Source organism: Nitrosomonas sp. GH22, from assembly GCF_009833115.1.
Taxonomy (GTDB): domain Bacteria; phylum Pseudomonadota; class Gammaproteobacteria; order Burkholderiales; family Nitrosomonadaceae; genus Nitrosomonas; species Nitrosomonas eutropha.
In genome coordinates, this window is record NZ_QRCA01000012.1 from 13,583 (window position 1) to 39,559 (window position 25,977).

Annotated in this window: 26 protein-coding genes; 15 read left to right on the forward strand and 11 right to left on the reverse strand. The window is 48.3% G+C overall.

Annotated elements, in window-relative coordinates; translation table 11 throughout:
- The first annotated feature begins 187 nt into the window (after window positions 1-187).
- Window positions 188-5,272 carry a type ISP restriction/modification enzyme gene (locus tag ABF86_RS05260; protein ID WP_074455843.1) on the forward strand — a complete coding sequence of 1,695 codons (5,085 nt, stop codon included), beginning with the start codon at window positions 188-190 and terminating at the stop codon, window positions 5,270-5,272.
- 78 nt (window positions 5,273-5,350) lie between these two features.
- Here ABF86_RS05260 and ABF86_RS05265 read toward each other — a convergent pair whose 3' ends face one another.
- Both ABF86_RS05265 and ABF86_RS05270 read right to left on the reverse strand, forming a co-directional pair.
- Window positions 5,351-5,740, reverse strand: coding sequence for a type II toxin-antitoxin system death-on-curing family toxin (locus ABF86_RS05265; RefSeq protein WP_074455844.1), 390 nt, complete (start codon window positions 5,738-5,740; stop codon window positions 5,351-5,353).
- Window positions 5,737-5,964, reverse strand: a complete 228-nt coding sequence (locus ABF86_RS05270; RefSeq protein ID WP_011630643.1) for a transcriptional regulator — start codon at window positions 5,962-5,964, stop codon at window positions 5,737-5,739. The genes ABF86_RS05265 and ABF86_RS05270 overlap by 4 nt, the downstream gene beginning before the upstream one ends.
- Before the next feature lie 58 nt (window positions 5,965-6,022).
- On the opposite strand from ABF86_RS05270, the gene ABF86_RS05275 reads away from it, so the two are divergent.
- Window positions 6,023-6,814, forward strand: coding sequence for a hypothetical protein (locus ABF86_RS05275; protein WP_143000377.1), 792 nt, complete (start codon window positions 6,023-6,025; stop codon window positions 6,812-6,814).
- Between the two features lie 604 nt (window positions 6,815-7,418).
- Here ABF86_RS05275 and trfA read toward each other — a convergent pair.
- Window positions 7,419-8,387, reverse strand: a complete 969-nt coding sequence (gene trfA / locus ABF86_RS05280; protein WP_011630641.1) for a plasmid replication initiator TrfA — start codon at window positions 8,385-8,387, stop codon at window positions 7,419-7,421.
- Between the two features lie 55 nt (window positions 8,388-8,442).
- Between trfA and ABF86_RS05285 the strand changes: the two genes are divergently transcribed.
- The 13 genes from ABF86_RS05285 to ABF86_RS05345 all read left to right on the forward strand — a co-directional run bounded on the left by ABF86_RS05285 (window position 8,443) and on the right by ABF86_RS05345 (window position 19,989).
- The gene (locus ABF86_RS05285) at window positions 8,443-8,700 is read left to right on the forward strand and encodes a helix-turn-helix transcriptional regulator (protein WP_011630640.1); all 258 of its coding nucleotides are present in this window, start codon (window positions 8,443-8,445) and stop codon (window positions 8,698-8,700) included.
- A 97-nt stretch (window positions 8,701-8,797) separates the two neighbouring features.
- Complete coding sequence (trbB, locus tag ABF86_RS05290; RefSeq protein ID WP_011630639.1) at window positions 8,798-9,763, forward strand: P-type conjugative transfer ATPase TrbB; 966 nt, start codon at window positions 8,798-8,800, stop codon at window positions 9,761-9,763.
- Window positions 9,764-9,772: 9 nt separating this feature from the next.
- Window positions 9,773-10,228: a TrbC/VirB2 family protein gene (locus ABF86_RS05295; protein ID WP_011630638.1), complete on the forward strand. Its 456-nt coding sequence runs from the start codon at window positions 9,773-9,775 to the stop codon at window positions 10,226-10,228.
- A gap of 2 nt (window positions 10,229-10,230) precedes the next feature.
- The gene (locus tag ABF86_RS05300) at window positions 10,231-10,548 is read left to right on the forward strand and encodes a conjugal transfer protein TrbD (protein WP_011630637.1); all 318 of its coding nucleotides are present in this window, start codon (window positions 10,231-10,233) and stop codon (window positions 10,546-10,548) included.
- A 14-nt stretch (window positions 10,549-10,562) separates the two neighbouring features.
- Window positions 10,563-13,061, forward strand: a complete 2,499-nt coding sequence (locus tag ABF86_RS05305) for a transporter (RefSeq protein ID WP_011630636.1) — start codon at window positions 10,563-10,565, stop codon at window positions 13,059-13,061.
- Window positions 13,039-13,788, forward strand: a complete 750-nt coding sequence (gene trbJ, locus ABF86_RS05310; protein WP_011630635.1) for a P-type conjugative transfer protein TrbJ — start codon at window positions 13,039-13,041, stop codon at window positions 13,786-13,788. Before ABF86_RS05305 ends, trbJ begins: the two co-directional genes overlap by 23 nt.
- Window position 13,789: 1 nt before the next feature.
- Window positions 13,790-14,008 (forward strand): hypothetical protein, encoded by a 219-nt coding sequence (locus tag ABF86_RS05315; protein ID WP_041353900.1) that lies wholly within the window; start codon window positions 13,790-13,792, stop codon window positions 14,006-14,008.
- A complete protein-coding gene (trbL, locus tag ABF86_RS05320) occupies window positions 13,971-15,545 on the forward strand; it encodes a P-type conjugative transfer protein TrbL (protein WP_240142237.1) in 1,575 nt (524 codons plus the stop codon). The genes ABF86_RS05315 and trbL overlap by 38 nt, the downstream gene beginning before the upstream one ends.
- A gap of 114 nt (window positions 15,546-15,659) precedes the next feature.
- Window positions 15,660-16,352, forward strand: a complete 693-nt coding sequence (locus ABF86_RS05325; RefSeq protein ID WP_011630633.1) for a VirB8/TrbF family protein — start codon at window positions 15,660-15,662, stop codon at window positions 16,350-16,352.
- 13 nt (window positions 16,353-16,365) lie between these two features.
- On the forward strand, window positions 16,366-17,250 hold the full coding sequence (gene trbG / locus ABF86_RS05330; RefSeq protein ID WP_074455846.1) for a P-type conjugative transfer protein TrbG: 885 nt from the start codon (window positions 16,366-16,368) through the stop codon (window positions 17,248-17,250).
- Window positions 17,247-17,705, forward strand: coding sequence for a conjugal transfer TrbH family protein (locus ABF86_RS05335; protein ID WP_011630624.1), 459 nt, complete (start codon window positions 17,247-17,249; stop codon window positions 17,703-17,705). Before trbG ends, ABF86_RS05335 begins: the two co-directional genes overlap by 4 nt.
- Window positions 17,702-19,063, forward strand: coding sequence for a TrbI/VirB10 family protein (locus ABF86_RS13175; protein ID WP_041353899.1), 1,362 nt, complete (start codon window positions 17,702-17,704; stop codon window positions 19,061-19,063). Before ABF86_RS05335 ends, ABF86_RS13175 begins: the two co-directional genes overlap by 4 nt.
- 248 nt (window positions 19,064-19,311) lie before the next feature.
- Window positions 19,312-19,989: a hypothetical protein gene (locus tag ABF86_RS05345; RefSeq protein ID WP_074455888.1), complete on the forward strand. Its 678-nt coding sequence runs from the start codon at window positions 19,312-19,314 to the stop codon at window positions 19,987-19,989.
- A gap of 837 nt (window positions 19,990-20,826) precedes the next feature.
- Here ABF86_RS05345 and ABF86_RS05350 read toward each other — a convergent pair.
- The 8 genes from ABF86_RS05350 to merT all read right to left on the reverse strand — a co-directional run bounded on the left by ABF86_RS05350 (window position 20,827) and on the right by merT (window position 25,957).
- A complete protein-coding gene (locus ABF86_RS05350; RefSeq protein ID WP_019334898.1) occupies window positions 20,827-21,390 on the reverse strand; it encodes a recombinase family protein in 564 nt (187 codons plus the stop codon).
- A 117-nt stretch (window positions 21,391-21,507) separates the two neighbouring features.
- Entirely contained in the window at window positions 21,508-22,509 is a 1,002-nt protein-coding gene (locus ABF86_RS12800; RefSeq protein WP_074455847.1) for a DUF3330 domain-containing protein, read from the reverse strand.
- Window positions 22,506-22,742 carry a broad-spectrum mercury transporter MerE gene (merE, locus tag ABF86_RS05360; protein ID WP_004099015.1) on the reverse strand — a complete coding sequence of 79 codons (237 nt, stop codon included), beginning with the start codon at window positions 22,740-22,742 and terminating at the stop codon, window positions 22,506-22,508. The genes ABF86_RS12800 and merE overlap by 4 nt, the downstream gene beginning before the upstream one ends.
- Complete coding sequence (gene merD, locus ABF86_RS05365; protein ID WP_004636761.1) at window positions 22,739-23,104, reverse strand: mercury resistance co-regulator MerD; 366 nt, start codon at window positions 23,102-23,104, stop codon at window positions 22,739-22,741. Before merD ends, merE begins: the two co-directional genes overlap by 4 nt.
- Window positions 23,105-23,121: 17 nt before the next feature.
- Window positions 23,122-24,819 carry a mercury(II) reductase gene (merA, locus tag ABF86_RS05370; RefSeq protein ID WP_074455848.1) on the reverse strand — a complete coding sequence of 566 codons (1,698 nt, stop codon included), beginning with the start codon at window positions 24,817-24,819 and terminating at the stop codon, window positions 23,122-23,124.
- Window positions 24,820-24,859: 40 nt separating this feature from the next.
- Window positions 24,860-25,282: an organomercurial transporter MerC gene (gene merC / locus ABF86_RS05375; RefSeq protein ID WP_074455849.1), complete on the reverse strand. Its 423-nt coding sequence runs from the start codon at window positions 25,280-25,282 to the stop codon at window positions 24,860-24,862.
- 35 nt (window positions 25,283-25,317) lie between these two features.
- Entirely contained in the window at window positions 25,318-25,593 is a 276-nt protein-coding gene (merP, locus tag ABF86_RS05380; RefSeq protein WP_012824081.1) for a mercury resistance system periplasmic binding protein MerP, read from the reverse strand.
- 13 nt (window positions 25,594-25,606) lie between these two features.
- A complete protein-coding gene (merT, locus tag ABF86_RS05385) occupies window positions 25,607-25,957 on the reverse strand; it encodes a mercuric ion transporter MerT (RefSeq protein ID WP_012824082.1) in 351 nt (116 codons plus the stop codon).
- Window positions 25,958-25,977: the final 20 nt, after the last annotated feature.

A 25,977-nucleotide genomic window follows, 5' to 3' on the forward strand; every position in this document is an offset into this window, starting at 1 on the left:
TACTAAACAGAATATCAACTCGTCCAGCAGCTCTCCATCTCAGAAATAGGCCAGTTATACCGTTTTCCTCGGCCTCAGGAACGTCCCCTATTTATTTCATTATATCCCTGTATTTATCGGACTTTAGCATGTAAACGGCCCACGTTTCACGCCATCTCCATCAGTCTCCATTTAATAAGGCAGGGATATGACCACTCCATTACAAGCGGTGTTGGCTCACATTCGTGAGGTAACTCCGACAGTACGCGACCAGGGCACCAGCTTTGAAAAACTGATGATTCAATATTTCCAGACGGAGGCATTCTATAAGTCTCTGTATATCGAAGTATTGTTCTACGCGGATTGGGTTACACGCTACGGTGCACAAGCAAGTATCGAAAGAAGAACTGATACTGGCATTGATCTGGTGGCGATCACCAAAGACGGTCGCTTTCATGCGATCCAGTGCAAGAACTATGCGCCGGACTATTGCATCAAGAAATCAGATATCGACAGTTTCTTTACTGCGTCTGGTAAAACTTGTTTCAGTGGTCGCGTCATCGTAACCACTACTGATAATTGGTCGAGCAATGCACAAGATTCACTGGAATTCCAAAATCCTCCGGTATTTGTAATTAATCGGCAGAATCTAGAAAACAGTGCTATCGACTGGTCGCGATACCATGAAAAATCCGGGTATCTGGTAGTCAAATCTAAGAAACAGCTTCGAGATCATCAAGAAATAGCTCTGAAACGGGTGGTTGAGGGTTTCAAAGAAGCCGATCGCGGCAAGATGATCATGGCTTGTGGCACCGGTAAAACCTTTACCTCTCTCAAGATTGCCGAAAAAATGGCTGGAGCGGGAAAACGAGTCTTGTTTCTTGTGCCCAGCCTTGCGCTGCTCTCCCAAGCGTTGACCGAATGGACCCAGGAATCGGCCATTCCGCTGAAAAGCTTTGCAGTCTGCTCCGATAGTGATGTTGGTAAGACAGGCACAGATGACCGAATCGTCACCGGTATCAGCGAGCTGCAATATCCGGCCACCACTGACGCTGAATCTTTGCGCAAACAAATTGCCAAGTTGCATTCAGATGATGCCATGACGGTGGTGTTTTCCACCTATCACTCCATTGGTGTCATTCACGAAGCGCAACAAGCAGAAGGGCACCCCCTGCCTGCCTTTGATCTGATTATCTGTGATGAAGCCCATCGCACCACCGGCGCTACATTTGACGGAGAAGAAGAATCTTCCTTCGTCAGAATCCATGACAACCGTTACATTCAGGGGAATAAACGGCTGTACATGACAGCCACTCCGCGTATTTATGGAGAAGATGCACGGAAAGTAGAGAATGTCACGCTATGTTCGATGGATGATGAAGCACTGTACGGTAAAGAACTCTACACCATCACTTTTTCTGAAGCTGTTTCGCGCAAGCTGCTGGTAGATTACAAAGTCATCGTGCTGGCTATTGAAGAAAGTCATATCAATCGGCGCTTGCAGGACATGCTAAGCGACCAGGGTAACTCATTAAAAGTAGATGATGCAGCCAAAATTGTTGGCTGCTGGAAAGCGCTATCCAAGCAAGGATTGTTTACAGGGAACGAACAACTTGCTGAACCGATGAAGCGAGCAGTGGCTTTCTGTCAGGTTATCGAACCCGAGTACAAAGGCAACAGACACAAGGTCAGTTCAAAGTTAATTTCAGAAATGTTTGGCGCAGTAGTGAGCCAATACCAGGAAGCAGAAAAGAGAGTCTTACCGGCACAAGATCCCGATGCTGAGCTGGATCCCGCGTTATCCATGAAATGCGAAGCTGAACACGTAGATGGCAGCATGAATGCCAGTGAAAAAGGCAGTCGTCTGGAATGGCTGAAAGCAGACACAGAAGAGAACACTTGTCGCATTCTTTCCAACGTGCGCTGTTTGTCTGAAGGTGTCGATGTCCCTGCGCTGGATGCAGTGTTGTTTCTGACTCCTCGTTCTTCACAAGTAGACGTGGTGCAATCAGTTGGCCGTGTGATGCGTTTGTCTCCTGGCAAGCAACAAGGGTATGTAATTTTGCCAGTTGTCATTCCTGCTGGCGTAGAACCCAAAGAGGCGCTAGATAACAACGAAACTTATCGCGTAGTGTGGCACGTGCTCAATGCACTCAGAGCGCATGATGATCGCTTTGATGCCATGATCAACAAGCTGGAATTCAACGGCAGCATGCCCTCCAAGATGGAGGTGATCGCCATTGCTGACAGTGTTAAGCCAAAAGCTAGAAAGCAGACTCCTAAACAACGTGCTGCCGGGAAGGCTCGTAATGGTTCGGCAATTGGTTCTCCTGGCACGACAATACCGACTCAAGAAGTCATCGGCATTGAGATAGGTGAAATTGAACGCGCACTCTGCGCCAAGATCGTTAAGAAATGCGGTAACCGCCATCATTGGGAAGATTGGGCCAATGACATCGCCAAAATTGCCAATACGCATATAGATCGCATCAAAGCTATTTTGGAAGATGAAGCTAACACCGCAGAAATTGCAGCCTTTCAGTCTTTTGCCAAAGAACTGCGCGATGATCTTAATAACAGTATTTCTGATGATGAAATCATCGAGATGCTGGCACAGCACCTGATCACAAAACCGGTGTTTGATGCGCTATTTGAACAATACCGCTTTGCTGAGCACAACCCCATGTCGCAGGCAATGCAACAGGTATTGGATCAGCTACAGGAACATCACCTGGATAAAGAACGAAACACGCTGGAAGATTTCTACGCATCCGTCAAGATGCGCGCCAACGACATCAACAGTGCTGAAGGCAAGCAGCGCATTGTCGTAGAGTTATACGATAAATTCTTCCGCAACGCCTTTCCAAGAATGACTGAACGATTAGGAATCGTCTACACACCGGTGGAAGTGGTGGATTTCATTTTGCATTCAGTAGAACATGTTCTCAAAACCGAGTTTAACTCCAGCATGGCGGATGAGAATGTTCACATTCTGGATCCATTTACGGGAACAGGAACATTTATTACCCGTTTGCTGCAAAGCGGCATCATTCCTGAAGAAAAACTACCTTACAAATATCAGCACGAGATTCATGCCAATGAAATTGTACTGCTGGCCTATTACATTGCTGCGATCAATATTGAAGCCACTTATCACGGTATTTTGACTGGCAATATCCACGGCGAACAAGACGATGACGCATCCGTTGCAAAACCTGCTATTGAATATCAATCGTTTAAAGGAATCTGTCTGACTGATACCTTCCAGATGGCAGAAAAGGAAGATCGGCTCGATAAACTATTGGAGAAAAACAGTCATCGTCGTAAACATCAGCAAAAGCTGAATATCCGCGTGATTGTTGGTAATCCACCGTATTCAGCAGGACAAAAAGCTGCCAACGATAATAATGCCAATGTAGCTTATCCTAAGCTCGATGATCACATTCGCAGTACTTATATCGTGCGCTCGGCAGCAACGTTAAAAAATGCACTTTATGACAGTTATATTCGTGCCATTCGCTGGTCTTCTAATCGCATTGGCAATTGCGGTGTTATTGGCTTTGTCACCAATGCCGGTTTTATTGAAGCCAATGCAGCAGATGGATTGCGCCAGTGTTTGGCTGAGGAATTCAGTAATTTATATATTTTTCACTTGCGTGGTAATGCAAGAACTTCTGGAGAACGTCGGCGTAAAGAAAAGGATAATGTATTTGGACAAGGTACTCGTACACCGATTGCCATCTCTATTCTGGTCAAGAACTCCGAATCTAAGAAGCAAGGCCGTATCTATTTCTATGATATTGGTGACTATCTGACGCGTGAACAGAAGCTGAAAACTATTGTTGACTTTGGGAGCATCGAAGGTATTACCAAGCAGAAAGGTTGGCAGGAAATTGAGCCCGATCAGTTTGGTGATTGGTTGAATCAGCGCGATCCAAATTTTGATACTTACATCAGCTTGGGTAACAAAAAGGATAAAACAGCGCAAGTGATTTTTGAGAATTACTCAAACGGCGTAAAGACAAATCGAGATGCATGGGTATATAACGCATCTCTTGGTGATCTTAGCAATACTACGGAAGGAATGGTTGCTTACTACAATAAATCAGTAGAAGCATACAAAAATCTTTGCCAATCGGTCGTAAAAGAAAACTGGCTGAATGTTGATAACTTCCTGGATTTTAGTACCAAAACCATAAGCTGGACGCTTGAATTGAAACAGGATCTGGCACGACACAATTTTCGTACTTATAGTTCAGAAGGTCTGCGACAGGCTTTATATCGACCTTTCACAAAAAGCTGGATATTTTTCGATAAGTATTTCAACAATAGCGTTTACCAAATACCTCGTATCTTCCCCACCAAAGACAGCGAAAATCTGGTGATTTCTGTTACTGGTAGAGGATCGACAAAAGAATTTTCCTCGCTAATAACAAATATTATTCCTGACCTTGAAATGATTTCTAAAGGACAGTGCTTCCCGCTTTATCTATACGAGAAAACAACATCAGATGCTTCTCCATTCAATGAAAAAGGTGAACCACAATACCAGCAGCGTGATGCTATCACCAATGATGCTTTAGAACATTTCCAGGCGGCTTATCCGCAAATCAAGATCAGCAAGGAAGCTATCTTCTACTATATTTATGGTTTGCTTCACAGTGAAGATTACCGTGAGCGCCATGCTGATAATCTCAGTAAACAATTGCCACGTATTCCACGTGTAAAAACAGCTGCTGATTTTAAAGCTTTCAGTCAGGCAGGGCGTGACTTGGCAGATTTACATCTGAATTATGAAACTATTCCCATGCACACAGGTGTTCGCCTTGTTGGGAGTTTGAAATATTTGAGAGTAACCGAACAAAAGATTCTTGGTGGAGAGGATAAAGATTTCTATGTCACAAAAATGAAGTTCGGTAAAAAGAGAGATCCTGAAACAGGTAAGAGCATTGATGACAAAACAACAGTTATCTACAACACGAATATTGTCATTGAAAACATCCCGGAAGAAGCTTATGACTATGAGGTCAATGGCAAACCAGCGCTTGAATGGGTGATGGAGCGCCAGTGTGTTCAAACTGATAAGGCCAGTGGAATAACCAATGATGCCAATGACTGGGCTATCGAAACGATGGATAACTCCAGATACCCGCTTGAACTCTTTCTGCGTGTTATCACTGTCAGCCTGAAAAGCCAGGTGATTGTGAACGGGTTACCGAAACTAACCACGCAAGCTGTCGCCCTGAATCAATCTTCTCTGTTACAGGAAAATCGTTTCGCAACAGGTCTCTGATTCTTTTTTATATAAAGCCACCCCGGTGATAAGGTTCCTCGTTTAATTTATTGTTTCTGGTGTCGTTTTTCATCTCAGTTACGGTGCAATCGAATTATCTTCAATAAATAATCTGAACCCGGATTCATCAAGAAGCCCTTTAGCAAGAGAAAATACAGCTTGTGTCGAATCTTCCTCACCGGCGGTGAACCGATAACCATTGAGTTCAAGAAATAACACGCCAATTACAAATCCTGTCCGTTTGTTCCCATCCACAAAAGGATGATTTTGCAGAATCCCACCTGTGTAAGCAGCGGCCAGGAGGAAAATATCAGGTTGCTGATCGTAGGCAAAAAAATTGAGTGGTCTTGCAAGTGCTGATTTTAGAAGATTCCTGTCGCGAATGCCCGATGCACCACCATGCAGAGAAATTAAGCGCTCATGGATGGCAAGTGCATCCTGCTCAGTTATCCAGACAGGTGCTGTCACTTCGCCAATGCACGCAGTGTATTACGGTATCGGTTACATATATCTTCTACCTTTGCCATTTTTTCACCAAATGAAGGATCGTATGGCGTAATAAGATACCTTCCATCAGATGCCTCGGTTAAGAATAAGCGCTGCCCATCCCCGGTACGTAAGTGATTAACCACTTCTTTTGGCAAAACAACACCAAGAGAATTACCAAATTTTCTGACTTTCAATTCAATCATATCACCCCCAAAGTTATAACTAATGTAATAACATATAATAACAAAAATTAATTTCAGTTTGAAAAATTCAGGAATCTTGATGAACTTTACAATCCTTAAAAAGATTTTCTGTGGGTGGTTGTTATCTGCCGTGCTTCTGCCGCAGATAGCAGTAGCAAGCGAAGTACAAAGTCTGATTACGAGTGAAATAGAGCAGGGCACCATAACGATCATCGGTGAAAATCACAAACGGCCAGAATCTATCCAGTTTTTCAAAACCGTGATAGATGAATATCTACAACAGAGAAAATGTCTGGTTGTTGCTCTCGAAATAGCCAGCAGCCAGCAAACGATTCTTGACCAGGTGTTTGAAGGAAAAGCGGATATATCCAGTGTTGCTATCCCGCCAATGATTGATCATCCAGCCTATCGGGTAATGATTCATGATCTGGCCGAAATGAAAAGAAGTGGTAAATGCCTGAAATTGCTTGCTATAGATGCTGATTTAAAAACAAACAGTCCACGTGATGAGTGGATGGCAATGGTTCTTGAAAACCAGACAAAGGGGACGCCTATATTGGCGTTGTTGGGTAGTCTCCATACCCTGAGACGTGTTGATTGGAGTCGTGAAGATCCATCTCCTTTTGTTGCTGAAATTCTTGCAGAACGAAAATATGTAGTTAAAACCTATCCGCAAGTCTGGAAAGATAAAAACTGTCATACCTACAATCTACTAATATCTTCTGATACAGAGGAAGCAACAAGATTGATCAACGATGGTTTGATTTCACTGTTAAATGCCTATGATTATGAGACCGTGAAGAGTGTAGTTGATGGTGTGATTTTGTGGGAATGTAACCAAAGATTATGAATGAGGTTTGATCGGTTTTTAATAAAGCTGTTTAAACCCTTCATGTGCTTTCCTGCTTTTGTTTTTCTTTTGGTGCTATTTTTGTTTTTTTTAGGTATTTTTTTGGGCTCTTTGGTTAAAGAAAAGGTTAAAGATAGGGTTAGTGCTGCAAAAATATCTGTTTTTTTAATTTAATATCAATTACTTAGAAAAATGTCTTGCAGGTCATCCGTCACGCTTTTGCATGTCATCCGTCACGCTTTTGCAGGTCATCCGTCACGCTAAAGGTAAGTTTCAGGTACTAGATGCAGGTCATCCGTCACGCATTTGCACCTTTAACGGGCAGAGTGATTCAAAATTGTGGATAACTTAGCACTGAGAAGTTTTCTAATTCATTAACAAGCCTATAACCGTAGCAAATACCGTACATTTTGTGACGGATGACCTGCACTTTGTAAAAATGGCGTAGGTCATCCGTCACATGGTGCAGGTCATCCGTCACAGGTTGCCATTGACCTGTGGATAAGTCTCTCTTTGACTGGTCGAGAGCATGGTTTTGAACTCTGAAGATGCGCAAACGCCTTTGCGCACCCCTGATTTATTTTGTACTCAATACGATGTTGGCTTACTCGCGGACGCAACAAATTTGATCGTTGCTATCAAGTGTGACAAGGGTAGCAATTTTGGCTTCTTGTACTTCAGCACAGGCTTTTTTTACGGATTGACGCCAGCTTCGCGCGTTCTTATCCGTTGATCCGCACATTTGGCGAAATTTTTCGGCGTTTAATGGATATGGGTGTTGGTGACTTCCAATGTAGTCTGCTAGGCGACGGGCAACGGGAGAAAGATCACGGTACACTTTCCATACGTGATTAGTGAAGGTGTTGCCTGCAAATAGCACGATTAAGTTGGGATCAATCCACACACGATATTGTGTCGGCTTGCACTCGTTATCGTTAATTGCAGTGTAGTTCTGAATTAGCGATATTGCTTCGCTTTTACCGTAAGCTTTTGTATTAAGAGCTAATACTTCGTTAGCTTTCAATCGTGAAATACATTCGCGGGCGCGATCGTAATTGCGCCCATTTTTTGGCCAGCCCATATCACGAACCAGATCTTTAATGCTGAACTCAAATGGTTCACCTAGGGGCACACTTTCGCCATATTTGAGGATTTGCAGCCAAACGATTTCATCGTCCTCGGCACGCAGTTCAATACCGGTGTAGAGAATAGATATGTGTTCGTTGTAATGAAACAGTTTTTCGTGCATAAGCATTTTGCGAGGTTCACGCTTATTGCGAGCTGTGAAGATTGACGAACGTGCGTAATCGTTTGGGATATGTCGCATATCCTTTTGGGCGCCTATTGTGTCGGGAAAGACCAGATCAAGCTGAGTTTTAGTATTCGGTTTGATACCCTTACTACTCAGATAAGCGTTACGTTGTATCTTGCTTATCTGATCAGATAGGTCTTTTTTTGTTTTCTCTTCATTTCTTTTCATGGAATTTTTCTCTAGAGCAACCATAACACGTGCTACCAGTTCATTAGTATCATTCACAGCCATTTTAGTGTCCACTGAAACTACTGTATCCATTGCATCCACAGTAGTATTTTTTTAAAAAAATAACCAAATGACATAAAATTGATTGATGAATAAATCAAGAGATACAGAGGAAATTTCACCTGAAGCACGCTTCATTTTCGGTCGAAACTTTCGCCATGCGAGGAGGGCGGCTGAATTAACACAATGTGATATCACAAGAATTACAGGAGTCATGCGTGGATATATCAGTAAAGTGGAGTGTGGAAAGGTTTCAATTAGCGTGGACAAGATGGAAGTATTAGCCAATGCCGTTAAAGTGCCACTTTGGAAATTATTAACACCAATTACCTCCGACGATAAGTAAATAGCATATTCCACTTGCATTTCATACGTTATTTAATATAATACTGAGTGTACACTATATTGCACAATATGTAACTTAATATAACTCATTATTCAAGATGAACGGGTCAAATGCATTACACATAGAATACGATCGTCGCATTTCAGAAAAGATAAGGCGTGAGCTTGGATCGGTTGTATGTGCTCTGTTGGAAGATAAGACCGTGATTGAGATTATGCTTAATCCAGATGGCCGTTTGTGGGTGGAGCGTTTAGGAAGGCCAATGGAGGTCGTTGGAGAGATGTCAGCGATCCAGGCCGAAAGCCTGATGGGTACGGTTGCATCCACGCTTAAAACACAGATTACTGCCAGTAACCCGATTCTTGAATGCGAATTACCTTTCGATGGATCTCGATTCGAGGCATTGATCCCTCCTGTAGTTTCAGCGCCAGTATTTACTATCAGGAAAAAGGCAATCCAGGTCTTTACCCTGGAGGACTACGTTTCAAGTGGAATAATGACTTTGCATCAAAGCAAAGTGATTAAAGATTCGGTTAAAGATCATCTTAATATTCTTGTGGTCGGCGGAACGGGCACAGGGAAAACAACCCTCACGAATGCCATTATTGACTACATGGCTGTTGAAGCGAATCAGGATCGGATAGTAATCATAGAGGATACTGGTGAGCTGCAATGTACAGCAGAAAATGTAGTGATTATGAGAACGGTGGATCATGTGGACATGACCAGATTACTCAAGTCAACCATGCGATTGCGCCCTAACCGTATTCTCATAGGGGAGGTGCGCGATGGCGCAGCTCTGGCTTTACTCAAAGCCTGGAACACAGGACATCCTGGAGGGATTGCGACGGTACACGCAAACAGCGCAACCGAGGGACTGTTACGTATTGAGGAACTGGTAGCAGAAGCAAATACATCGCCCAAACAACGCCTGATAGCGGCAGCAATTAATGTCATTATTTTTGTTGCCAAGGACAGTATGCATCCGGCTGGGCGTATTGTTCGTGAAATTATCCGGGTGAACGGATATGACGGCCAGAATTATTTAATTAAACCAATGTAAGGGATCTCCATGAACTCAGCGACAGTAGCAACATCTCCACTATTTCTGTACCTCCATAATCTTTTTAAAAGCCCGTCGTTCTGGTTGGTTGTGGTGATTTTTGCTCTTTTCTTTGGTGTTATTGATTCAGCGTATGCAGCTGATGCAACAGCAGGAGGTGGAGCTGGGTTACCGTGGGAAGGCCCAATACAGAAAATTTCTCGATCTTTTTCTGGCCCAGTTGCTTTCGGGGTTGCTCTTTTAGGCATTATTGCCTGTGGAGCAACCCTTATATGGGGTGGAGAAGTATCAGAATTTATAAGGAGAATTATTTATGTTGTCCTGGTGGTTTGCGTCATCGTATTTGCCAACACATTACTGACCGGTACGCTGTTCTCTGGCGCTGTTGTTCCAGCTGACGCGCATATCATGGCAGCAGACTTAACTGCCTTTGGTAATCCAGCTTCAGCTATTTCAGAAAAATAAAAATGGCTCAATCTGTAGATAAAAAGCGCAAAACAGCATTTCATCGTGCTCTACATCGCCCTCAGCAGATTATGGGCGGAGAGCGCGAGTTAATGCTCTTTTCTATGCTTATAGCAGGCACTCTTGTCATTACTGCGATGAATTGGGTGGCAACTGCAATCGGGTTATTCGTTTGGACGCTTTGTATCTATGGGCTGCGGCGCATGGCAAAAGCCGACCCGGAGATGTCGAAGATCTACTTACGGCAGCTTCGTTATGGTGTTTATTACGGGCCTTTTTCAAAATATTCTCGTGTTTCCAAGTCTTCAAGAAACTACTGATTGAGATTGAACAAATGCTTGCTCTTAAATCTTTCCGTGATGAAGCTGCTGGATTGCCAGATTTACTCAATTACGCAGCTTTAATTGATGAGGGAATAGTTTTAGGTAAAGACGGTTCATTAATGGCCGGTTTTTATTTCCGTGGTGATGACGCAGCATCATCAACTGCTTCTGACAGCAACTATCTGACAGCAATCGTTAACAATTATCTTCTCCGCTTCGGAAGCGGGTGGGCTGTGTGGATTGATAATACACGTCTACCTTCACCGAATTATCCGTCACCGGGAAATTCACATTTTCCCGACCCGGTTACAGCATTGATTGATGCTGAACGACGTGAAATGTTTGAACAGAACAGCATGTATTTTGAGAATGAGTACACGGCCATATTTCAGTACCTCCCACCCTTGCGTCATAATTCCAGGCTCAGTGAGCTAATTTACGATGATGACAGCCTTAACGATAATTCTCCGGCGCAACGGTTGATTGATGACTTCAAGAAAACACTAATCACCTTGGAACAAGGGCTCGCCGATCTCATAAACATGCGTCGAATGAGGACGGTAACTATCAATGTGGAAGGAAGTACGTACCAAAGCGATGAACTGGTGAACTACTTGCATTTTGCGATAACCGGTGAAGAAATAGCGTTACGGATACCAGATTGCCCAATGTATTTGGATGCCTGGCTTGGTTACCAGGAACTCTGGCCGGGTGATACTCCGAAATTAGGCAATAAATTCATTGCCTGCGTCGCAATTGATGGGTTTCCTTCTGCAAGCGAACCCGGAATCTTGAATCTCCTGGATGGATTACCTCTAGCTTACCGCTGGTCATCACGGTTCATATTTCTGGAGAAGCATCAGGCCATATTTTCTCTTAACCGATATCGTCTCAAGTGGCGTCAGAAGATAAGGGGATTCTGGTCACAGGTATTTAAGTCACAGAAGGGCGTGATTAATACTGATGCACTGGATATGGCAACACAGACAGAATCCGCGATCAACGATGCCCATTCCGGGCTTGTATCTTACGGCTACTACACGCCGGTTATTGTACTCATGCATGAAGATCGAATACATCTTGAGAAACAGGCAGATTACGTAAAGAGGCAAATTGATTACATCGGATTTTCGGCCAGAATAGAAACAGTAAATGCATTAGAAGCATGGCTGGGCAGCCTGCCGGGCCAAACCTATCCGAATATCCGTCGCCCGCTGATACATACGCTTAATTTGTCAGATCTTTTGCCTCTTGCAAGTATCTGGCCGGGACTTAAACAAAATCCATGTGATTTTTTTCCGGCCGGATCGCCTCCGCTGATGCAGACAGTAACAACAGGCGCTACTCCGTTCAGGCTCAATTTACACGTTGGCGATGTCGGACATACGCTTATATTTGGTCCAACTGGAGCTGGTAAATCCACTCTACTTGCTTTGATAGCAGCGCAATTTAGCCGCTACCAAAGCAAACCAGGCATGGATGGATCTAAACTACCTGCCAGCGTACTTGTATTTGATTATGGGTACAGTCTGTATACGCTTTGTAAAGCTGCACAGGGAATACATTATGATATTGGCAACGACAGTGAAGAAATAGGAGCTGTCATGCCATTGGCCGATATTGATAGTCCGGCAGGAGCATTGTGGGCGGAAGAGTGGATTGCAACCTGTTATGAATTACAAGCTCTTAAACCCCCCACACCTCAGCAGAAAACAGAAATTCATCGAGCAATTGGCTTGCTGCGTGCCGCGCCAATGCACGGAAGATCACTGACAGATTTTGTTGCTCAGGTACAAGATAACGATATACAGGACGCACTTTCACATTACACCTTAAAAGGTCCGATGGGTCATTTGCTTGATGGTGCTGAAGATTCTATGGAGCTGGCTCAGTTCACCACATTCGAGGTTAAGGAATTAATGTCAATGGGAAGGGCTAATGCACTTCCCGTTCTCCTGTATCTGTTTCGCCGGATTGAAAAAACCATGCATGGCCAGCCGGTTCTATTGGCCTTGGACGAAGCCTGGGCGATGCTTGGTGATCCAGTATGGCGAGAAAAAGTACGTGAATGGCTCAAAACATTGCGAAAACAAAATTGCTCAGTCGTCCTGGCTACACAATCCTTATCTGATGCGGTCAGATCTGGATTACTGGACGTTCTAACAGAACAATGTCCAACAAAAATACTGTTACCCAACAAAGAAGCGGATCAGTACGGCACCAAAGAAACACCAGGGCCAGCTGATTTGTACACCATGTTTGGATTAAATAAGCGGGAAATAGAAATACTTAAAAATGGCCAATACAAACGGGACTATTACTATAAATCACCGCTTGGACGCCGCCTGTTTGAATTGGGACTTGGCCCACTGGCACTCGCTTTTCTGGCTGTATCAGATAAGGACAAACTGGCGGAAATAAGATATTTCATTGATAGGTACGCTAACGGCTGGCCGTTGTCTTTTCTAAAACATAAGGGAATAGATTATGAACGCTATATCGGTCACTAAAACAATAAAAAGTGGGCTGCTCGTATTGGCCGCATCAACCTTGTTTGGTGCTGCTCTTTTCTATAGTCGGCCTGCACCAGCTCTGACCGTATTTTGTTCTAACTGTAGCAACTGGTGGACACAGGCACTGGAAAAACTTGAACTGATTAACACCCAAATAAATACGGCAAGGCAGTTACAGGATTCACTTCAGCAAGCTATATCCTTGCCTGGCAGGATGTTCCAGAATGTTACTTCCAATCTGCAAAGAGTGGTTGGTGTTTATCAGAATGCGAGAATGCTTGGTCGGGATGTACAAAATTTTGATGAAAGATTTATGAGGCAATTCAGTGGATATGAGAATTATCTCAGGACTATCGGAAATGGAACGGTAGACATGGGTGGGCGTTATCGGCAATGGTCAGATTACGGTATGGAGAACATACGAGCTGCCATGAAATCAGCCGGTTTCAACGTGGAAAGTATTTCATCAGATAACGATATGCTCGATACCATGCTTTCACGATCCAGCTCTGCGTCTGGCCGTCTACAAGCATTGCAGGCCGGGAACGAAATAGCAGCTTTAAATGTGCAGCAACTCACGCGACTAAGAGATATGTTTTCCAGTCAGATTACATTGCAAGCTAACTACATGGCAACTCAAACCGAGCGACAAGCCATGGATGATGCGTTAGCAGAAGAAATGAGAAGAAGCAGAATACGCAACTCTAAAGACACAGGATTTTGATATGGATTTTCTAAAAAATATATGGGTAGTCAGTATTTTGTCTGCTGCGATTGGCGGTATAGCAACATATTATGCGACGATCACAATGGTTATTTCTGCGCCTAGCGTAACTATTGCGAATCCAGAGTGCTCAGCAGCCAAGGTTGACCTTGAAACTACTGAGAGAAAGCCACTTTTACAGGATGGCAGAATACGCAACTCTAAAGACGCAGGATTTTGACAACGTAGCAGCAGGATACATAGCTCCGAGGAGAAGGAATATTGAAACGCTAGATCGTAGGCAAATATTTTGCCTTTTCGGGTTGGTTGCAACTGTCTTTTTTATTGCGCCAGGTACTGCGATTGCCGCTGATCTTCACGATGCAACCGGTTCATTTAAAGACTTGCTGGGATTAATACAAAACAGCGCATCATACTGGGATGGAAAATTACGGGACTATGCCATAACCCTTTTCTGGAGCTTAGCTGTCATTCAACTCATCTGGACGTTTTTACCGTTAGTTTTCAAACAGGCAGATTTTGGAGAGATCGTCGGAGAATTAGTCAGGTTTGTTTTAGTAACTGGTTTTTTCTTTGCATTACTCAAATTTTCAACCAGTTGGGGACAAGCAATTATTAACAGTTTCCGTGAGGCTGGAGGTAATGCTTCAGGTTTTGGAAAAACGATTTTTCCTGGCGATATGTTCGGAATAGCTGTTGAACTGGGCGATACCATATTGCATGTTCATACGTTAAATCCTTTGACAGCAGTGTTTGTAACGCTATCCGGAGTAATTGTAGTACTTTGTTTTGGATTTATCGCTGCATTCATGGCGTTGACATTAATTGAATCATATATCGTTATTAATGCTTCTGTTTTATTTATGGGATTTGGGGGGTCACAGTGGACGCGCGAGTACGCGTTAGCCATCACCAGATACGCCATCGCTGTAGGAGCAAAGCTGTTTATTCTGACACTGATCGTCGGATTGATTATGAGTTCGGTTAATGACTGGAAAGCCAGTTTCCACAATGACAATGCTGACATGCTGACGATGGTTGGATTAGGATTGGCGTGCGCCTACCTCTCAAAAACCATTCCAGAACTGGTAGCAGGAATGATTACAGGATCTTCTCCGACTGGCGGTCACGCTCTTGGTTTCATGGCCGCTGCTATTTCGGCCGGTGTTGCATCAGGTATTTCGGCGGCAGCAACCAACGGCATATTTGGTAAGTCAGGAACCGGGATTGGGAGCAACGGGTCAGGAAGTGATGGATTAGCAGATATGATTAGTTCCTCTCTTATGGGAGGCAGTTCATCCACCGGTAGCAATATGCGTGAAAATATAAATGCTTATGGCAACTCGGGTGATAGCAATTCAAGATCTCCCATGAATAACACGCTGCCTCCACAGCGTACAGGAGGAGGACAAACTGGCAAACCAACGACATTGGGAACACCCCCTACAGGGGGTCAATCACAGGGTGATAACAAAAGTCCGGTTTCTCCTTTAACGCAATTTGCTGATAGCGCGGTGAAATCTACCGGTATTATGGCTGCAATATCTGTCCCTGGTATGGAACCAGCCATGAATTTATCCCTGAACGTTCCACCTCCAGATTATGGGGAAGATGAAGATAAAAATCAGGATATGGCACCAAATAAGAACATGGGTGCCGGTGATTCCAACATCATACGGGCAGGCGAGACTACTGTCCCGAGCAATACTCCTCCTCAACAAAATCAGTCAGATAAGCAGACAAAACCAGATTTGTAATCATCCAGTTCTGTAAGATTCACCAAAACATTTTCTCCTTGTCTCGAACGATATTGATGATACTGGCATTTTAGTCTAGTATGTATACTATAGTGTACAAAACAAGGTATTGAGATGAACAACGATGACAAGAAAATAAAAACACAATCGTCAGATACTCCCTATCTGGCTGCTCGCAGAGAATGGAACGAGCGTTATGGAAGTTATATATCAAGGGCAAATAATTGGCGCCTGGCAGCTCTTGGCAGTATCGCCGTATCGATCATTGCTGTCAGTGGATTGGTGTATATCTCTGCGCAACACAAGATCGTGCCGTATGCCGTCGAATTTGATGGCAATGGAGAGGTCACGAAAATAGCACGCACTACGGTTGCCAGTGCACCCAATGACAGACAAATGATTGCAGCGCTACGAAATTGGGTTATAGGTGCACGAACTGTTTATACAGATCAAAGCGCACAAAAAGCATTGATTGATACAACCTATGCGATGACTTACCCGGATAGCGCATGTTATCAGACGATTGCCACATATCACCGCGAGAAAAACCCTTATCAGCGAGCGGCCAATGAAACAGTTGAAATCGCAGTGAATGCTGTGGTTCCGATTACGGATTCTACCTGGCAGATTGAATGGACTGAAGTAACAAAACAACGATCTGGAAAACTGGTTGATACCAGGCAATATCAGGCGTCAGTTACCACGGTACTGTCACCGCCGATAAATGAAGAGCAGATTATGGTTAATCCACTCGGAATTTATGCGCAGCAATGCTCATGGTCGGCTCGTATTAATAGCAATTTCTGATACTGAGGGACACATGAAAAAACAACAATTGATCATAGGCATGGCTGCTTTTGTATTAACTATTCCCGCATATGCACAAACATCTCAAAGCCAGAATGAGCCATTACCAATATTTGCAGGACAAAAACCACGACTGGATTCAAAGGAAGTGTACGGAGCAAAGCTTGCTAACCAATGGAAAACAAACCCTGACAAGCCGCGTCGCGGCGAGGATGGAAACGTTAAATATCTTTTTGGTGCAACCCTTCCAACTCTTGTCTGCACCCCATTACAGGTATGCTCTATACGTTTGCAGCAAGGTGAAATCGTCAATGATGTCCATGCTGGCGACGCAGTACGCTGGAAAATCACACCGGCTACCGAAGGTTCAGGGCAGACAGCATCAACCATCATTATTATTAAACCCACAGATATTAACCTGACAACAAATCTGATTGTTACTACGGACAGACGCACCTATACGATCAAGTTAGCCAGTACAAAAAATGACTGGATGCCAATACTATCTTTTGATTACCCCGATGATATTCAAAGAGAGTGGGCTGCTTATCATCTGCGTAAAACACAGGTTGTTCAAACGAACACAATGCCTGCGACCGGCCAGAATCTTGCTGCCCTTGATTTTAACTATAACCTGAGTGGTGACAATCCATCATGGAAGCCCGTTCGTATTTATACGGATGGCATTAAAACTTATATCCAGTTTCCGTCAACACATTTCAACGAATCTCCTGCATTACTGTCACTCGGTAATTCTGGCGATGAAGAGCTGGTTAACTACCGTCTGATTGGGGATCGCTATGTAGTAGACAAGGTACTGGATCGCGCGGCTCTTATTGTTGGTGTCGGATTGTCACAAACCAAAGTCGAAATTATCCGTAAAGAGGGCAGCAAATGAATTTGCGTATCTTTATGCTGTTAATAATATCTCTGGTTATAACTGCTTGTGCCACATCTGGCACGACATCATTTGTGGCCAAGGAAATTACACAGGTTGATGCAGAAATACTAACAAATGACATCATTTCTTACCTTGAAAAACCACTCCCTCCTGCCAGTACAACATTGATACTTGAAGCTCCGTCTCAAAAACAGGGGCAAGCGGATGTATTAACCCCTCTATTAATAGAGAAATTACGGGTACATGGCTACGGGGTGACAGAAATAAAAGCCAAGACCGATTCTGCCCAGACAGAGGAGAAAGGCACCGCTCTGCGCTACCTGGCATTCCCTTTCAGGAATGGAATCGTATTGCGCTTACAATACGAGCAAAATGAAGCCTCTCGTTATTATCCGCGTGATACGGCCGGGTCGTTGATTACTGAACATCCATTCACTGTGAGGACTGAGTGAACAATAATTCATTTGAGCAGCCATCACCTGATACAACGCCTGTTGAGTCTCCTGATTATCTGGCAACACCAACACGGGGCAAGGGTGTGCGACGAATGAATCGCCTGCCACTATTTATTGTCGGTGGAATTGTTTCAATATCTGTATTGGGTATTGTTTACACATTCTATGATCGTCAGAATCAAAATATGAGTAAAGTAGCTGAAGGCCCACAACCTCCTGTTACAGAGATCTCTCTCCCTCCAGTAAAGCCTGGTGATTATTCACCCCCTGAGCCTCTGCCCATTGAGATGGGAAGCACAGGAATTCCGACAGAAGGTACAAACACGCCATCTCCACTTCAATCAGAGCTGGAAGAATCGGAAAATAGGCGGCGCACTATTCAGCGCATCGAAGAACGAAAGCTGGCACAACTGGAATCTGCACTTAGTTCAGAAAGCCAGGCACAGAACTTTTCTGTGAGATCAACCCGGAATGACACTACGAATATAGCGAATAATGATCCGCTGGCTCCGATACGTACGGCTATAAATAACGCTGCAATGGCTGAGAAGCAGGTAATAGCCAATAACGGCATAAATGAGAACGAAACAGATGATTCATTGTATGGCTTGAATGCGGGAATAGGGGGTCTGGGCAGTAATTCTGGAATAATTAATACAAGCATGGCCTCAGATAACCGACAGCTTGAGAAACAGGCATTTTTATCCAATACACCGGAAGCAATAACTTATTTGCAGCATCAACGCAGGGCTGCCGTTGCAGCGTCAAGAGAAGTTAAGGCTGGCACAATCATTCCAGGAGTAATGATCTCCGGTTTGAATAGCGACTTGCCTGGTCAAATCATCGCTCAAGTCCGAGAAAATGTTTATGACAGTGCAACTGGAAATACTCTCCTGATTCCGGCAGGTGCGCGTTTAGTTGGGATCTATGACAGTAATGTAACGTTGGGACAGGAAAGAGCGTTAGTTGGTTGGGAGCGGATTATTTATCCGGATGGATCTTCAATTTCTCTGGATAGAATGCCAGGTAGTGATGTTGCTGGCTATGCCGGTTTTAACGATCAGGTCAATAATCATTACTGGCGGCTATTCGGACACGGAATTCTGTTGTCTGTATTCACCGCTGGCATACAGTTATCCCAGCCAAAATCAACAAACAACAATTCATATAGCAGCCAGCAAATAGTTGCTGGGGCTCTTGGGCAACAAATGGGGCAGATCGGTATGAGAATGGCTCAAAGAAACATGAACATCCAGCCAACACTGGAAGTCAGGCCAGGCTATACATTCAACGTAATGATTACAAAAGATATTATCTTGCCACCATGGACAGGGCACCCACTATCCATGCGTTAATTCGTGCTTAACCTGAGTTCGGGATAAGCCCTCAGGGTTGAGCCAAGTTATTGACTCTGGTGAGATTCAAGGTTGGTTTGTTATCGGGCAAACTGGAGTTGTCCCCTTTGAACGGACACATTATATTCTGTTTAAAGGAGCAGCAAGATGACGCAAAACTACAAACCAGCCTACCCGGTAGCATTTCGCCAACAGGTGTGGGAGGAGAGGCATCGCGAGGTGCCTCCCTATCCCGATTAGGCCACTCTATGAAATACGTGCACGCGATAGATTTAGGTAATCCACACCCATGTTGGAATCTCAGAGTTAGCGGAGGACGACTTCAAACACCAAATTTTATTGCCCGAATAGATAGTGGAATTGCAGAAACGCATCGCCATATAGGAAATATTTCCTTAGAAGAACTTCGCACTGTTGGCCCTCAAGGAAACGTAGTTACACCACGAACAGGTCACGTATTAATGAAAGCGGCAATGTTGAGAAATCATGTCTCGCATCTTGATGGCTATGGCCAGGAAGTTCTTGTGTCACCTGAAACTCGAAATGAACTATTGAGGCTTGCGGATCAAGAGCTTGAGTTTGAGAGGGTTAGAAGGGTCGCGGGTGGAAACCTGGTAAGCAGAATTTCCTGCTTGTGGTTAGCAGAAAGAAACGAGCAGGGCATATCTCATGTAAGGTCAATGCTAGGTGATCATGTCTATTTTTTAGATGTAGCTATTACTTGCAATTTGGCACTTACGCGCACGGACACGTCTTGGTTTGATGCCTACTGGAATGAGCCAAGAGAGGAATTTGCGCAAGGGTATTGGTCACAATCTCCATTTGGCAATACTCCAAACTGGGAGTATCTTTTGGACGGAGAAATTGTCGTCGAAAATCCTGAGCAGTTGGCACACGTAATAAATAATGGAAATATTCAGTGGTAAGTGGCCTAACAAGTCGCTCGAAGGCGCTCGCGTTGCTCGCAGTTTCGCTCCACGCTTCCTCCCCACACTCGGTCACCCTCATGCAGTTGCGCTTCGCTTCGTTCGCTGTGATCAACTTACGGGAGGACTTTCACCTCCAAGAGTGCGCCCGTGCCGGGCGCACGCAAAAAAAAACACCCCTTATCTGGGGTGTTTTTTATTGGAGAAAACTTTAGACTAATCCCATTTCGGCCATTGATTTGGTTGTGTTGCCTCCAACAATAATATGATCAAGTACACGTACATCCCTATGTGTCAGGATACCTTTCGCTGCAGTTGGAACTTAAAAAGTTGAGGGGCGAAGCGAGAGGTATCCTGACACATAGGGAGGCTATCCTAATATGTCGTCAAATTGTAGCTTCGCTCTCACTGGTCACTAAGAACGAATTTCGCCGTAACAAAATTTTCGGCGGTTCCGGCTTACACCCCCAATTAAGCGGTTTGATATTGTGACTAGGTTAGTAAGTCTATGTAAATATGGGGTTATTTAGCCAAACGGCGGCCGGTGACACAACTGTTGGGTCTACCCCCATCTGGCAGTGCGAGAACGCTCCAACCGGGAGCCTCTGAGACTGGCCAAGTACTAGGCCCAGATCGCCTCAGCATCTCGATCGGCAACCGCAATGCGCCGCTCGGGTCGACTAGATACGGTCCGAACGTCGCGGAGCCTCGTTCGCTGTATCGAGTTTCGCGATTGTGTGCGCCCATGATGTCATGCGATCTCTCGACTCAAGGAAACCAATATCTCTTCAGCTCGGGCTTTTGGGGGTCGTCTCAGAAAACGGAAAATAAAGCACGTTAAGCTCCAATTTCGCGCAGGTACTGGTACAACGTTTCGCGGCTGATGCCAAATTCACGGGCCAGCTTTGCCTTTTGCTCGCCGGCCTTGACGCGTTGCAGAAGTTCAGCGGCGCGTTCGGGCGAAAGCGCTTTCTTGCGGCCCCTGTATGCTCCGCGCTGTTTGGCGAGCGCGATGCCTTCCCTCTGCCGCTCGCGGATCAATGCTCGCTCGAACTCGGCGAACGCGCCCATGACCGACAACATCAAGTTTGCCATCGGCGAATCCTCGCCGGTGAAGGTCAGGCATTCTTTGACGAACTCGATACGCACACCGCGCCTGGTCAGCTTTTGCACAAGGCGGCGCAGGTCATCGAGGTTGCGAGCCAAGCGATCCATGCTGTGCACCACCACCGTATCTCCTTCGCGCACGAAGGCCAGCAGCGAGTCAAGTTCTGGGCGCTGGGTGTCCTTGCCCGATGCCTTGTCGGTGAATACCTTTCCGACTTCGACCTGTTCCAGTTGCCGCTTCGGGTTTTGGTCGAAGCTGCTGACCCGGACGTAGCCGATACGTTGACCTTGCAAGATGCCCCCAAACAGAAAAGTGTCAGGAATAAATCTATGACCTTGCGCAGCTTGTGTCAATAAATTAAGCGATGGAGTCTATCCGGACGTTTCTGGGTAGGCTGTCCTGACGTCAGGTTAGGGCATGCCTGAGTCTGACGGCAGCGAGCCGCAGGTGTTCGGATCAGCACCGGTTTCGTTCTCTGCCTTGGCCCGCGCCTGGAAGCGCTGATAGCACTCCAGCCCGCAGAAGTGCTCGACATACTCCACGCCTTCCGGGGTAAAGGCGGCATCGAGCGGGATTTCCTTGCAGCACACGCAGCAACTGGTGGCAGTCGGATCATTTGCATTCATGGTGGCACCCCTCCATTGACTGACAAAGGCGGCGAATGCCGCCGCCGGCATTGGCTTGGCGAACAGGAAGCCTTGTCCCGTATCGCACTCCGCTTGCCGCAACAGTGCGAGACTGGTCGGCGTTTCCACGCCCTCGGCCACCACGTCCATGCCCAGCCCGTGCGCAAGCTGAATCACGGAGCGCACGATGGTTCGGTCGCGGTGATCGGCGACGAGTCCGGCGACGAAGGACTGGTCGATCTTGAGCGTAGTAATCGGGCAGCACTTCAGGTGTTGCAGGCAGGAATAGCCGGTGCCGAAGTCATCGGCGGCGAAGCGCACACCGATCTGTCGCAAGGCTTCCAGGGCGGGGAAGATCGCCGGATTACCGAATGCGACCGATTCGGTCAGCTCGATTTCAAGAGACTCGGCGGGCAACTCGGCATCAGCCAGCATGTCCTTTACCCACCCGTCGAAACCCGGTCTCACTTGGCTCGCCGAAACATTGACGGCCAGCCGGAACGGTTGCCACGCCAGCTTCCGCCACTCGCGCATCTGGCGGCAGGCTGCGCCCAGCACCCAGGCACCGATTTCCGGCATCAGGCCGGACGATTCGACCACAGGCAGGAACTGGCCGGGCGGCAGCAGCCCGAGCGTCGGATGACGCCAGCGCAACAGGGCTTCCGCACCGACAATCTGGTCACTGCGCAGATCGACTATCGGCTGGTAATGCAGCTCAAGTTGCCCGCGCACAACCGCCTGCGCCAACTCGGTCGCCGTCCATCCGGCGGGGTGCGAGGTCGTCATGATCCGCCCCGGAAGGCCCGCAGTAGCCGCGTCACGGACAGCACGAACAAGCCGGTCAGCGTGAGGGCTGCAATACCCCAATGCTCCCCGATGAATGCGCCGGCGGTCGTTCCGGCCAGCACAACGGCGAGAATCGGCAAATGGCAGGGACAGGTGAGCACGGCCAGCGCGCCCCACAGGTAGCCGGTGAACGGCTTGCGTGTCTTGGTCGGCAGGCGTTCCGGGCCGTTCATGGCAGACTCTCCGCGTGCTGTGCCGGCTCGGTCGGCAGGGTGGCCAACTGCGCTTCCAGATCGGCCAACGCTTCGCGCCGGCGTTCGACGAACTGGCGCAGCACGGCAAGCTGCGTGGCCGCTTCGCCACCGTCCGCTGCATCCAGCGCCCGGAACAGCCGCGCCAGCGCATCGAGGCCGATGCCCGCTTCGAAGGCGGACCGCACGAAGCACAGCCGCTGCAAGGCAGCCTCGTCGAACAGGCCGTAGCCGCCTGGCGTGCACGCCACCGGCCGCAGCAGTCCGCGCAGCAGGTAGTCGCGCACGATATGCACGCTCACCCCGGCATCAAGGGCCAGCCGGGACACCGTGTAGGCGTTCATCGAACACCTCCTTTTTCTCACCCGGCGCAGCAGGAAAGCTGCTTCACATCCTTGTTGAAGGTCTGCGCCGCGAGCTTCAAGCCCTCGACCATCGTCAGGTAGGGAAACAACTGGTCGGCCAGTTCCTGCACCGTCATGCGGTTGCGAATCGCCAGCGCAGCGGTCTGGATCAGCTCGCCCGCTTCCGGCGCGACCGCCTGCACGCCGATCAGTCGTCCGCTGCCTTCTTCAACGACCAGCTTGATGAAGCCGCGTGTGTCGAAGTTGGCGAGTGCGCGCGGCACGTTGTCCAGCGTGAGGGTGCGGCTGTCGGTCTCGATGCCATCGTGGTGCGCTTCCGCCTCGCTGTAGCCCACGGTCGCCACTTGCGGGTCGGTGAACACCACGGCCGGCATCGCGGTCAGGTTCAGAGATGCGTCACCTCCGGTCATGTTGATCGCGGCACGGGTGCCGGCCGCTGCCGCCACATAGACGAACTGCGGCTGATCGGTGCAGTCGCCGGCCGCGTAGATGTGTTCCACGCTGGACCGCATGCCGGGGTCGATGACGATCGCGCCTTGCGGGTTGAGCGTGACGCCCGCCGCATCCAGCGCCAGGTTGCGCGTGTTGGGCGCGCGGCCGGTGGCGACCAGCAGCTTGTCGGCGCGCAGTTCGCCGTGCGCCGTGGTGAGCACGAATTCGCCGTCCCCTTCACCATTGATATAGGCGACCTGGCTGGCCTGGGTGTGTTCCCTCACCTCGATGCCCTCCATGCGGAATGCGGCCGTGACGGCTTCGCCGATGGCCGGGTCTTCGCGGAAGAACAGCGTGCTGCGCGCCAGGATCGTCACCTTCGCTCCGAGTCGGGCGAACGCCTGCGCCAGCTCCAGCGCAACCACCGATGAGCCAATTACGGCCAGGCGCTTAGGGATAGTCTCGCTGACCAGTGCCTCAGTGGAAGTCCAGTAAGGCGTATCTTTCAGGCCAGGAATCGGCGGCACAGCCGGACTCGCGCCGGTGGCGACCAGACAGCGGTCGAATGCCACCACGCGCTCGCCGCCGTCGTTGAGTTGCACGACCAGGCTGCGGCTGTCTTTGAAGCGGGCTGCGCCGCGTAGCACGGTAATGGCTGGATTGCCCTCCAGGATGCCTTCGTATTTGGCGTGGCGTAGTTCATCGACACGGGCCTGCTGCTGGGCCAGCAGCGCCGTGCGCTGGATGACCGGCGCTACCGCTTGGATGCCATTGTCGAACGGGCTTTCCCGGCGCAGGTGGGCAACGTGGGCGGCGCGGATCATGATCTTCGACGGCACGCAGCCGACATTGACGCAGGTGCCGCCAATGGTGCCGCGCTCGATCAGCGTGACGCGTGCGCCCTGCTCGACGGCCTTCAGTGCCGCCGCCATTGCGGCCCCGCCGCTGCCGATCACGGCGATATGGAGCTTGCCAGCATCCCCGCCAGCCTTGTCATCACTGCCCAGCCATTCGCGCACCTTGCCGAGCAATCCGCCGTCCGCCGGAGCCACGGACGCATCGGCGAGCGTGGCCCGATAACCTAGTCTGGCCACAGCGGCCGTCAGCGCGTCGGGTGACGTGCCGGCCTCGATAGCGAGCCGGGCGCTGCCCTTGGCGTAGGACACTTCCGCCGAGCGCACACCGGGGACTTTCTCCAGGGCGTCCTTGACGTGAACCGCGCACGAGTCGCAGGTCATGCCGGTGATGTTGAGAGTGGTCATACCATCGTTCCTTATTCGTGTGGGCCGCCGTCTAGCACGGTCAGCCGTGTTTCGCAGGGAGTTCGCAACCATCCGGGCCGCAGCGGCGATGCGCCGGCGACACGAAGTCCCAGATCGACACCCCAATCATCAAGGCCAGGCCGACGTACATCAGGTTCGCCGTCCACCAGTTGCCGAGCAGCCAGACTGTGGCCGCGAACACGATGGCCGGCCCGATCATGCCGAGCAGGCTGCGCAGCCATTGCCGATGACTGAGCCAGCCCAGCGCGTTCGCCACGAAAGCCAGCGCGGCAAACAGCGGCAGCAGGCGGCCGATGAACAAGCCCTCGTACTGGCTCAAGGAGCCCAGCCCAATGGCCGCGCCAAAGCTGGCGAGCGCCGGGAAGCAGGCGGCGCAGCCCATCGCGGAAACGACGCTGCCGAGCGCGCCGGTTTTATCGGCAATGCGAGTCATCAGTCCCATGATGTGGCTCCCGTTGTTGATGTTGGCTTAGTGGCTCACTGCTTGACGCTGGACGGATAGCCGGCGTCTTCGGTGGCCTTGGTGAGCTTCGGCACGCTGGTCTTGGCGTTGTCGAAAGTGACGACAGCCTCGCGTTTCTCGAAGCCCACATCGACCTTGCTCACGCCCTCGACCTTGGAGAGCGCTTTCTTGACGGTAATCGGGCAGGCGGCGCAGGTCATGCCGGGCACCGCTAGCGTGACGGTTTGGGTAGCGGCCCACACGGGAGCAACAACGGCGGCGAGGGCAAGGGAGGCAAACAGTTTCTTCATGATGAACTCCTGGTTAATAGAAAAAGGGAACGACATAGGGAAATCCAAGCGCGACCAGGACCAGCACGGCCACGATCCAGAAAATCAGCTTGTAGGTGGTGCGCACCTGCGGAATCGCGCAGACCTCGCCCGGCTTGCACGCCTGCACGGGCCGGTAAATACGCTTCCAGGCGAAGAACAGCGCCACCAGCGCCGCGCCAATGAAAATCGGCCGATACGGCTCCAGCACCGTCAGGTTGCCGATCCAGGCCCCGCTAAAGCCCAGGGCGACCAGTACCAGCGGCCCTAGGCAGCAGGTTGAAGCGAGGATGGCGGCCAGCCCGCCGGCGAAGAGCGCACCGCGCCCGTTTTGCGATTCAGACATACGTTGGCCTTTTGAATTTG